The 10,348-nt window shown below is 41.1% G+C and carries 7 protein-coding genes; 4 read left to right on the top strand and 3 right to left on the bottom strand.

Going from position 1 to position 10,348, the window contains the following annotated elements:
• On the top strand, window positions 1–375 hold a 375-nt coding region (locus AACZ11_RS09235; RefSeq protein ID WP_339832237.1), incomplete at its 5' end, for a TetR family transcriptional regulator C-terminal domain-containing protein.
• Window positions 376–377: 2 nt separating this feature from the next.
• Window positions 378–1,685, top strand: a complete 1,308-nt coding sequence (locus tag AACZ11_RS09230) for an AarF/UbiB family protein (protein WP_339832235.1) — start codon at window positions 378–380, stop codon at window positions 1,683–1,685.
• 170 nt (window positions 1,686–1,855) lie between these two features.
• Here the strand turns inward: AACZ11_RS09230 and AACZ11_RS09225 are convergent, their stop codons facing one another.
• Entirely contained in the window at window positions 1,856–4,309 is a 2,454-nt protein-coding gene (locus AACZ11_RS09225) for a prolyl oligopeptidase family serine peptidase (protein WP_339832232.1), read from the bottom strand.
• A 141-nt stretch (window positions 4,310–4,450) separates the two neighbouring features.
• Between AACZ11_RS09225 and AACZ11_RS09220 the strand changes: the two genes are divergently transcribed.
• The gene (locus AACZ11_RS09220) at window positions 4,451–5,458 is read left to right on the top strand and encodes a beta-ketoacyl-ACP synthase III (protein WP_290627086.1); all 1,008 of its coding nucleotides are present in this window, start codon (window positions 4,451–4,453) and stop codon (window positions 5,456–5,458) included.
• A gap of 187 nt (window positions 5,459–5,645) precedes the next feature.
• Here the strand turns inward: AACZ11_RS09220 and AACZ11_RS09215 are convergent, their stop codons facing one another.
• Complete coding sequence (locus tag AACZ11_RS09215; RefSeq protein WP_290627087.1) at window positions 5,646–8,084, bottom strand: TonB-dependent receptor; 2,439 nt, start codon at window positions 8,082–8,084, stop codon at window positions 5,646–5,648.
• 395 nt (window positions 8,085–8,479) lie between these two features.
• Between AACZ11_RS09215 and AACZ11_RS09210 the strand changes: the two genes are divergently transcribed.
• Window positions 8,480–8,839 (top strand): CoA-binding protein, encoded by a 360-nt coding sequence (locus AACZ11_RS09210; protein WP_290627089.1) that lies wholly within the window; start codon window positions 8,480–8,482, stop codon window positions 8,837–8,839.
• Here the strand turns inward: AACZ11_RS09210 and AACZ11_RS09205 are convergent.
• A complete protein-coding gene (locus AACZ11_RS09205) occupies window positions 8,810–10,255 on the bottom strand; it encodes a sodium:solute symporter (RefSeq protein WP_290627091.1) in 1,446 nt (481 codons plus the stop codon). The genes AACZ11_RS09210 and AACZ11_RS09205 overlap by 30 nt on opposite strands.
• Window positions 10,256–10,348: the final 93 nt, after the last annotated feature.

Here is a 10,348-nt window from a genome sequence, read left to right as displayed (position 1 = left end):
TTTGAAGTCTTGACCGCAAACCGCAGTTATGTGCTTTTTACCCTTAGAGCACAGAAGGACATGATGAAACATGTGTCACAGTTAAAAGGATTGCGTACGCGCATAAAAGGATTTGCCGCCGGACTTATTGCCGAAAGGAATGATGAAAAGCAGCTCAAGCTTTTAAAGAACCCGGTCCCTGTTTTTTCTGAAGGCGCTTGGATCCAAACACTCTTCTTGCTAAAATACTGGATGGACGATAACTCCCCAAAATTTGAAAGAACCGATATTGTGATCGAAAAATCGGTACGGGCTATTTTCGATGTTTTCGATACTACGCCATTAGAGAGTGTGATCGATTTCGGGAAGTATTTGTGGAAAGAACGAATGACGTAAGGATGAAAACAATAGACTCAATACCAACCAACAAGATCCAACGCGCTTCCAAACTCGTCAGCACCGGCGTAAAAGTAGGAGGGAACTATTTAAAATATTACGGGGAGAAGATCATCAATCCCGAACTAAGCAGAGATAAACTTAATGAAAGCAATGCCGAAGATATCTATGACGGACTGAAAAGTTTAAAAGGAAGTGCGCTAAAAGTAGCGCAGATGCTCAGCATGGAAAAAAACATCATGCCAAAGGCGTACGTAGAAAAATTCTCATTGGCACAGTTTCAAGTACCGCCGTTATCGGCTCCTTTAGTTCGTAAAACCTTTATATCCTATTTTGGTGCGGCTCCGGAAGTCTTGTATGATAGTTTCGATGCGGTTTCTGTGGCAGCTGCCAGTATCGGACAAGTCCATAAAGCGACCAAAGACGGTAAGGAACTTGCCGTTAAGATCCAATATCCCGGCGTAGCAGACAGTATTAGCAGTGATCTCGCTTTGGTAAAGCCCGTAGCCGTTAAGATGTTCAATTTGAAAGGGAAGGATTCCGAAAAATATTTCAAGGAAATTGAAGGAAAGCTTTTAGAAGAGACTGATTATCTGTTGGAAGTGCAACAAAGCAAGGAAATCACTCAGGCCTGCGGTGCAATACCCAACCTAAAATTTCCCACGTACTATGAAGAGATGTCGGGTGAGCGCATTATTACTATGGATTGGATGCGTGGTGAGCACCTTTCAGAATTTACCAAACGCAATACACAAAAGGACGTTGCAAACAAGGTGGGGCAAGCCTTATGGGATTTCTATATGTTTCAAATGCACGTACTTAAAAAGGTACATGCCGATCCACATCCTGGAAATTTCTTAGTGGATACCAATCATAATTTGATCGCTATCGATTTCGGTTGCATTAAACAAGTGCCGGAATCCTTTTACGTGCCTTATTTTGAATTGGCCGCGCCCGAGAATATTAACAATCCCGAGATCTTTCTTGAAAAAATGTACCAGCTAGAGATATTGAAGGAAGCTGATACGCCGGAAGAGGTAAAATTCTTTTCTGAATTGTTCCATGAATTGTTGAGTCTTTTCACATTACCGTTTCACGGAGAAAATTTCGATTTTTCAGACACCGAATTCTTCGGAAGGATCGCAACGCTTAGCGATAAATATTCAAAAGATACCACCTTGCGAAAGATGAACGGGAATCGCGGATCAAAACATTTCTTATATATCAATCGAACGTTTTTCGGGCTGTATAACTTATTGCACGATCTGGGAGCAAAGATTCAAGTAAATAACTACAAGTCATTTATTTAAGAAAACTTTAACGCACAGTGTTTAATTAAAAGTATAAAATATTAAACAAAAAGATGTATATTTACAGTATAAATCGTGGGATAATAGAATTAGCTATGAAAAAGTAAATTGTGTCTATTATTTTATTGGTTAGGTTGTTAGAGAAGGGGAGCGTTCACGCTCTTCTTTTTTTATTTCTTGATCTCTTCCGAAACGTTCAAATTATTTTTGTCCCGATTCTTTACGTAGGTTTCCAACCACGTATCCTGTTCCCATAGCAAATGAAGTATGCTTTCTTTGGCTCTATACCCGTGACTCTCTTTTGGCAGCATCACCAAACGAGCCGGTGCTCCCAACCCTTTTAGAGCATTGAAATACCGTTCACTTTGCAATGGATACGTTCCCGAATTATTATCGGCTTCTCCATGAATAAGGAGCAAGGGTGTTTTCATCTTATCGGCGTGCATAAACGGAGACATAGTGTAATAGGTTTCCGGAGAATCCCAATAACTGCGCTCCTCACTTTGAAAACCAAATGGTGTTAAGGTACGGTTGTAAGCACCGCTTCGTGCGATCCCGGCAGCGAAAAGATCGCTGTGACTCAGCAAATTGGCAACCATAAAAGCACCATAGCTGTGTCCGCCAACGCCTACGCGATTTCGGTCTATGTACCCCATTTTGTCCACGGCATCAATAGCAGCTTCGGCGTTGGCTACCAATTGGGTCCTAAACGTATCGTTGGGTTCTTCATCACCTTCCCCTACAATGGGAAATGCGGCATCGTCCAAAACCACATAGCCTCGCGTTACCCAATAAATAGGACTTCCATAATAAGGATATATAAACTCATTGGGATTGGTCGTATTTTGCGAAGCACTGCTCTTGTCTTTAAATTCTCTGGGATACGCCCATAAGATCATAGGCTTCTTTTCTTTTTTAGCCATATCATATCCAACAGGGAGGTACAGAGTACCTTCCAACTCCAACCCGTCATCGCGCTTATATGTGATCACTTCTTTATGTACATTGGCCAAGCTTTTATAAGGGTTCTCAAAATCTGTAACAGGTGTTAAACTATTTTTCTTGTAAATGTTTCTGAAATAATAGTTTGGATATTCATTAGGTGACTCGATGCGCACCAACAATTTCCCTTTCTTCATGTCGACCGCACTTCGAAGGGATTCTTTTTTATCTGTATAAGGAGATTGGTACAGTCGTTTAATTTCTTGGGTCTTTAAGTTGAAGGCATCCACAAACGGAAACTGACCCTTTTCAGAAAATCCTTCGCCCATTAAAAAGGCTTCCCCATCTATAATCTCTAAGACATCGCGCTTATATTCGTTTTGCGTCATGACAAAATTACCCGGATCGCTGTATTGATCCTGATAATTTCTATCCGAAATAATAATAGGGGCAGTTGTTGTATTGGAAGGGTTGAACAAATAACTTTTGGTATTACGGTCGTTCCACCAATAGTCGTATCCAATCGCTGTTTCATCATTCCCCCAAGAAATCCCTGAAAAACGGTTTATGGTCTTAAAGATTTCACGTCCTTTTCCCGTAAACGGTGCTGTCATCTCATAGACAACATCTCTGTAAGGGACTGAAGTTTCGGGATCTCCGCCGTCCATAGCTTCAACCCAATACAGTGTGGCCGGTTTGTCGGCTCGCCAGCTCATATTTCTTTTTCCGGTACGGGTAGCCATGAATCCTTTGGGCCGTACTTCGTCCAAAGGTACATCGTTGACCTTTGTTACCAGATTTCCCGAAGTGTCGTAAAGCAATTCTTCATAGGGAAAACGATAATAGGGAACGAGATATGAAAACGGACGTTTTATTTTCGAGATGAGAACGTACTTGCCATCAGGAGAAAAACTAATGCTACTATACATCCCGGCCGGTAAGAAGGGAGTCGAATTGCCTTCCAAAGAAACTTTGGTCAGTTCTGAAAGTGCCAATTGTTCAAAATTTGCCTCATCGTTTGGATTCTTTAGAAGATCCTGATAGGTCCGGTTCTGCGCCTTCTCACCACTACTCACAGAAATGGTAGGTCCTTCCGGAACGGCTTCAGCTGTATTAATTAATTCCTTTTTATTTTTCGGAAGCATTTTTACAAGCAATGAGCGGTTGTCTTTAAACCAATTGATGGGATCTCCCATGTTAGCGTTCACGGTCGCTTCTGTAAGTCGTTTAGCTGAAGCATTCTCAATATCCAAAACCCACACTTCCACACCAGTCGCTGTTGTGTGTAAAAATGCGATCTTCTTCTGGTCGGGTGACCAATTAAAATAAGAAAAACGCCCGTTTTCCGGTAAGCCCGAAACCTTTCGGGAATTGGGAGCAATGGCTTTCTTCACTTCCATAGTGTTGTAGTAATTCGTCCGGCTGCCAATGTTTGTCTTCGGATTAATACGTAAGCCCGCAAGGCGCATTTCAGTTTCAGAAAGTTCGGCAATGCTTTTATAGGCATCGCGGTAAAGTAATACCACATTTTCACCATCGTTATCCATTAAAACGGAAGGGGCAAGCGGTGCGTCGACCAATTCCAGTATTTCTTTAGGGGGTTTTTGATAGCCTGTTTTTTCTTGTGCAGATACAGGAACAATACATAGGAAAAGGACGAGCAGGACAGTGAATTTTTGCATACGATGAAATTTTTTCAAAAGATACTCAAAATATAGCATCGAAGCAATGGGTTTGTTATGCATGCATATTTATTCATAGGGAAAAGTGACACTTCATTTTGGGCGAATAAGTATCTTGCTACTCTGTTTTAACTTCAGTGTATGTATATTTCAAAAATTACGGGCTTAGGATCCTATGTCCCCGAAAATGTTGTCACAAACGACGACCTTTCAAAAGTAATGGATACGAACGATGCGTGGATACAAGAACGTACCGGTATCAAAGAACGACGACACATAAAAAAAGGAGATGGCAACTCTACGTCTGTTATGGGCGTTAAGGCTGCTAAGATCGCGTTATCAAGAGCATCTTTAGGACCTAAGGATATCGATATGATCATTTTTGCGACCTTAAGTCCTGATATGTACTTTCCGGGAGGCGGCGTGCAAGTACAAGAGGCGTTAGACATGCGAACCGTTCCTGCGCTTGACGTTCGCAACCAATGCAGTGGTTTTGTCTATGCACTTTCTGTTGCCGATCAGTTCATTAAGACGGGTATGTATAAACATGTACTTGTAATTGGTAGTGAAAATCACAGTGGCGGCCTCGATTTTACAACGCGCGGCAGGGGTGTATCCGTTATTTTTGGTGATGGGGCCGGTGCTGCGGTCGTGTCTCGCAATGAAACAGGCAAAGGAGGTATTCTTTCTACACACCTGCATAGTGAGGGAAAACATAAAGATGAGTTGTCGCTGCAAGGGCCCAGCACCCAATATTGGGTTCCTGAGATCATTGAGAAGAACCCTCAAGAAGATATTCCGTACTATCCTTATATGAATGGTACTTTTGTGTTTAAACATGCGGTGGTTCGTTTTTCTGAAGTCATCAAAGAAGGACTGGAAGCCAATAAACTATCTGTGAGTGATATCGACATGTTGATTCCGCATCAAGCAAATTTGCGTATTTCTCAATTTATTCAGGAAAAATTCAAACTGCCCAATGAAAAAGTATTCAATAACATTCAAAAATACGGAAACACTACGGCGGCTTCTATTCCTATTGCGCTTACAGAAGCATGGGAGGAAGGTAAGATCAAAGAGGGAGATTTGGTCGTCCTGGCGGCTTTTGGCAGTGGTTTTACATGGGGAAGCGCCATTATGAGATGGTAATGAATGATCTTGTATATAAAAAGGGAAAGCCTTCTGATGATCAGAAGGCTTTTTTCACCTAATAGGTTTAAAATTTTAGAAGGCTAATTCAAATAAATTATAAATGAGTATTAGGTTTATATATATAGACTAAAAAAGTGTGCCAAACGTTGCATGAGGGATGCTACTTTAACGTAATAATAACATTCTAGAAGATCCCGCCGCCTCCGTCTTTTTCACGATCATCACGGTTCTTTCTCGCTTTAGCACGGTATTTACCACCTCCAAATCGGTAATTGAGCCCCACAAATACGGTATTGCTTTCCCAATTAAATTCAACCGACTGACGATAGGGTAGCTCGCCATCGCCGGCGAATCGCATGGTATCGAATATATCGTTATAATTTATGCTGAATGTTCCTTGGCCATCCCAAAGACTATAGCGTGCACCAATGTTTACGAAGTACATGGGGTCGACATCAAACTGAAGGTTTCTTCCCCTTCCGCGATAAAATCCAAAGGCAGACAGCGTCAATTTCTCTGTGACACTAAAATTATTGAACATTCTAAAGTTCCAGGCCATGTTATCTACTTCATACGATTCTCTAACAATATCGTCTACCGTAGGATTATCGTCTTGAATGAGCCGTTCTGCAATGCCGGTCTGTGTTTGATTGTACAGATCAAAACTTGTATTGAAATTCCACCATTTAGTAGGTCGGTAGTTGCTGCTAATTTCAATTCCGTATGCCGATGTGGAATCAAAGTTATCGTAGGTAAGAATTACCTTATTCAAGTCGGTGCGGTCTATGAACAAAGCTCGGTTGATCTCATCCTCGATCGCTCTGTAAAACACACCTCCCGTGATACTTCCCTTTTCGAGACTGCGCGTATAATTTGCTTCCATAGAGTTGGTAAACTGGGGTTGTAAGCTCGTATTACCAAATGAAGATATCAATGGGGTGCTCCATTCTCTAATTGGGTTTACTTGTTCCAGCCCCGGACGATCCACTCGTCTGCTGTAACTTACTTGAAACTGATTTTTTTCGGTGGGGGTGTAGGTAACATAGGCAGAGGGATACACTTGTATATAATCGTTGGTGAAAGAGCGCACCGCGTTCGTGTCTGCCAGTACCTTTACTGTTTCTAACCGGGCACCTACTTGATAGGACCACTTTTCGAAACTTTTTCCGTAGGTAGCATAGGCCGAATAGATGTCTCTGGAAAAATCGAAATTCGTATCGGGCGTGTCCACTAGATTTCCTTGAGCATTAAAGGTTTGTCCGGTAGATCGATATTCGATGTTGGTTTCAAATAAACGCGCTTCCAAACCTACTTCCAATTTTGAACTTTCTGAAAGCGGATTGATATAATCCAAGTTCACCGTAAGTTGATCTCTTTCGGTATCAACGAAATCAATGTAATTATCAATAGGAGAAGCTCCGGCGAACATGAACCGAGCGATCTCGTCATTGGTAAAAGTGTTATAATCTGCTTCCAGCTCAATATTATGGCCCTCCTTGGCAAAATCCAATTTGTAATCGAAATTATATTGTGAAGAACGGTTGTCGTTATCACTAAGAAAGTCTTGTGTCTGGTTACGTTCCGGTGAATTAAAATAGATAATATCGGTCACGCCCAGTGTGCTGCCGTCAAAGAAGTTCTGGTTAGTAAAAAAAGACAAGGTGTTCTTTTCATTGAGATAGAAATCGACGCCGGTCTTTACCAGATTGGATTTTCCGCTGTCCAAAAATTCAAAGAATTGTCTGTTGTTCTCATCCGGACGGGAGATGGTTCCGAAGTTTTCATTTTTAGACACATTATTACTGAAGTTTCCGTAAAAGTTAAATTTGCCATTTCGGTAATTCGCATTGAAGGCACTGTTGAATTTTGCCTGCTCTTCATACGTAAGTCCAACACTAAGATCACCGTTAAATCCGATGTTTACATTTTTATGAAGAATGATATTAATGATACCACTCATTCCTTCAGGATTGTATTTTGCCGAAGGATTTGTAATGAGTTCAATCTGTTTGATCGAATTTGAAGGAATTTGCTTTAACAGCTGTGCGACGGGTACATTGGATAGTTTCCCATCTACCATGACACGTACGTTTTCATTTCCACGCAGCGAAATGTTCCCGGTCTGTTGGTCGACGTTTACAGAGGGAAGATTGTTCATAATGTCCGAAGCCGTAGGGCCCGATGTGGTAAGATCTTTTCCCACATTAATAACCTTTCTGTCCAGTTTCTGCTCGATGGTAGATCGTTCGGCAACAATAGACACTTCGTCTAAAGCAGCGACATTTTCTTCCAAAACAATGGTACCCATGTCCACCGTTCGGTTTTGACGGGTAATAGTAACTTGTGTCTCTACTGTATTGTAACCAATAAATTGAATGGAGACAAGACTTTTACCTTCGGGTATGTCTTCTATGGTGAAGACACCGCTGTCGTCTGTTACGCCTCCTGTAACAATAGCACCCTCCAATGTTTTGATCGCTACGGTTACATACGGTAGGGGTTGTTGCAAGGTTTTGTCGATCACTTTTCCTGTGATCTTTCCGGGACGTTCTGTAGTGGGGTCATTGAATGCAGAAATAGTTATGCTACAAATGAGCATAAGCAGTAAAAATAACTGTTTCATTTTTTGATTGATTTGTCCTCAATTTTCTTTGAGAATTCGTTAATTGATTGATTGATAGATGTAGTTTTTAAAACTTGCTACCTTGCATAACATATAATTAATGTCGAGAAAGGCGTAAAAATTAAAAACTATCTATAAGACGTTCTATGAAGAATGTTGTTACACTGTTTTTTGATTTTAACAAAAAAAACAAGCCCGAAGTCTAGAACCTCGGGCTTGTAACTCTACTGCTCTTATTAACACTAACCATCAACGTAAAAATTTTCGCAGTAAAGCGAGAAATATTTCTACCATATAGACGAAGGCTGTCTCTAAATGTTACACCCCTTTTCATTTTTAACGAAGTTTTGTGAATTCATCACCTTGAGACATTGTATTTTTCAAAAAAAGAAGTTATGAAACACACACTTGTACTCGGCGCCAGTCTCAATCCGTCACGCTATTCCAATTTGGCAATTCATAGGTTGGTGTCGCATGGGCATACGGTGAAAGCAGTCGGTCTGAAAGAGGGTGAAGTAGCGGGTGTTTCGATTACGACGCAAAAAGAAGCTTTTGAAGGCATCGACACTGTTACGTTGTACCTTAATCCTAAACGTCAAGAAGAATACTACAATTATATTCTTTCTTTAGCTCCTAAGCGTGTCATCTTCAATCCCGGTACAGAAAATCAAGAATTCTATACGCTGCTTCGGCGTAACGGGATCGAAGTGGAGGTTGCTTGTACTTTAGTGCTTTTGGGAACGAATCAATATTAGTCCTAAAAAGGTAAGCGCACCGTTCAGAATAAGGATAAAGAATAAGAATTCAAATTGAAACCACAAGTTGCTGTAATGATCGATCGCATATCCTAATACAGGTGCGGCAATCGCGACCCAAGGGACCCACTTGTCTTTTACATTCCACTTTGTAAACAACCCGAATGCATACAGACCAAGTAAGGGACCATAGGTATATCCTGCAAAAACGAAGAGTTTGGCGATTACCGAAGCATCTGCGATCACGTATTTAAAAATGATGATCACCGCGATCAGCACCAAAGATATTAGTATGTGGATTCTTTTCCGGATCATTACCTGCTTCGCTTTTTCATATCTTTTCTCAATCTCGAGAATATCAATGCTAAAAGAGGTTGTCAAGGCGGTCAATGCACTGTCGGCACTCGAATAGGCAGCTGCAATGAGTCCCAAAATAAAACAGATTGCAATCCCAATGCCCAAACCGCTTTGCGTGGCTATGGTTGGGAATAGGGTGTCTCGCTGTGCATCGATCCCATTTTGTTGTGCATATACGGTTAGAAGTAACCCGAGTGCGAGAAAGATAAAATTTACGATAGTGAGGACAATGGTAAACCAAAACATATTCTTTTGAGCATCCTTGAGATTTCTACAGGTTAAATTCTTTTGCATCATATCCTGGTCCAGGCCGGTCATTACAATGGCAATAAAAGCACCGCTTATAAATTGCTTTACGAAGTGATCGCCGCTTTTCCAATCGTCAAAGAAAAAGATTTGAGACAAATCACTTTCTGCTATAAAACCAAAAATATTTCCTGCTGAAAGGCCCAAATTTTCAGAAATAAAATAGATAGCCACCCCTACGGCAACCAGCATAAACAGTGTTTGCAAGGTATCTGTCCAAACAATCGTTTTGATACCGCTCTTAAAGGTATACAACCAGATAAGAAGAATGGTGATGGTAACGGTTGCCCAAAAAGGAACATTCATGGCATTAAAGACCAATTCCTGAAGAACGATTGCGACAAGGTATAGTCGAAAACTAGCGCCAACGACCCGAGACAAAAGAAAGAAGGACGCCCCCGTTTTATAAGAAGCTGTACCAAAACGACCCTCCAAATACGTATAGATGGAAGTGAGGTTCAATCTGTAATACAACGGTAAAAGTACGGTTCCAATAACCGCGTAGCCCACAGTATACCCAAGGACCACTTGAAAATAACTAAATTTGGAAGCTTCTACCCAACCCGGTACCGAAATAAAGGTTACACCGCTCAACGAAGCCCCAATCATTCCAAAGGCTACCAAATACCAAGGGGACTGTTTGCTGGCTTTAAAAAAGTCCTCATTACTGCCTCCTTTATTGGTGAGGTGGGAAATACCCAATAAAACACCAAAATAGCCGAGAATAAGTAGGAGAATGTGTAATGGTTCCATAATTTTTAGGACTTAGATCGTATTATGTGTAAAAATACAAAGATTGAGTACCCCACAATTTTATTTTTTTAATACTTTTGAATCCCATTGAAC

The organism is uncultured Altibacter sp., assembly GCF_963972995.1.
Classification (GTDB): domain Bacteria; phylum Bacteroidota; class Bacteroidia; order Flavobacteriales; family Flavobacteriaceae; genus Altibacter.
The sequence above is the reverse complement of the archived record's forward strand: the minus strand, read 5'-3'. Positions and strand labels throughout refer to the sequence as shown.

What these genes read in the sequence shown, in the direction of transcription:
- AACZ11_RS09205 (WP_290627091.1), bottom strand. Translation starts at nt 10,255, where the DNA reads ATGGAACCATTACACATTCTCCTACTTATTCTCGGCTATTTTGGTGTT.
- AACZ11_RS09215 (WP_290627087.1), bottom strand. Translation starts at nt 8,084, where the DNA reads ATGAAACAGTTATTTTTACTGCTTATGCTCATTTGTAGCATAACTATT.
- AACZ11_RS09225 (WP_339832232.1), bottom strand. Translation starts at nt 4,309, where the DNA reads ATGCAAAAATTCACTGTCCTGCTCGTCCTTTTCCTATGTATTGTTCCT.
- AACZ11_RS09210 (WP_290627089.1), top strand. Translation starts at nt 8,480, where the DNA reads ATGAAACACACACTTGTACTCGGCGCCAGTCTCAATCCGTCACGCTAT.
- AACZ11_RS09230 (WP_339832235.1), top strand. Translation starts at nt 378, where the DNA reads ATGAAAACAATAGACTCAATACCAACCAACAAGATCCAACGCGCTTCC.
- AACZ11_RS09220 (WP_290627086.1), top strand. Translation starts at nt 4,451, where the DNA reads ATGTATATTTCAAAAATTACGGGCTTAGGATCCTATGTCCCCGAAAAT.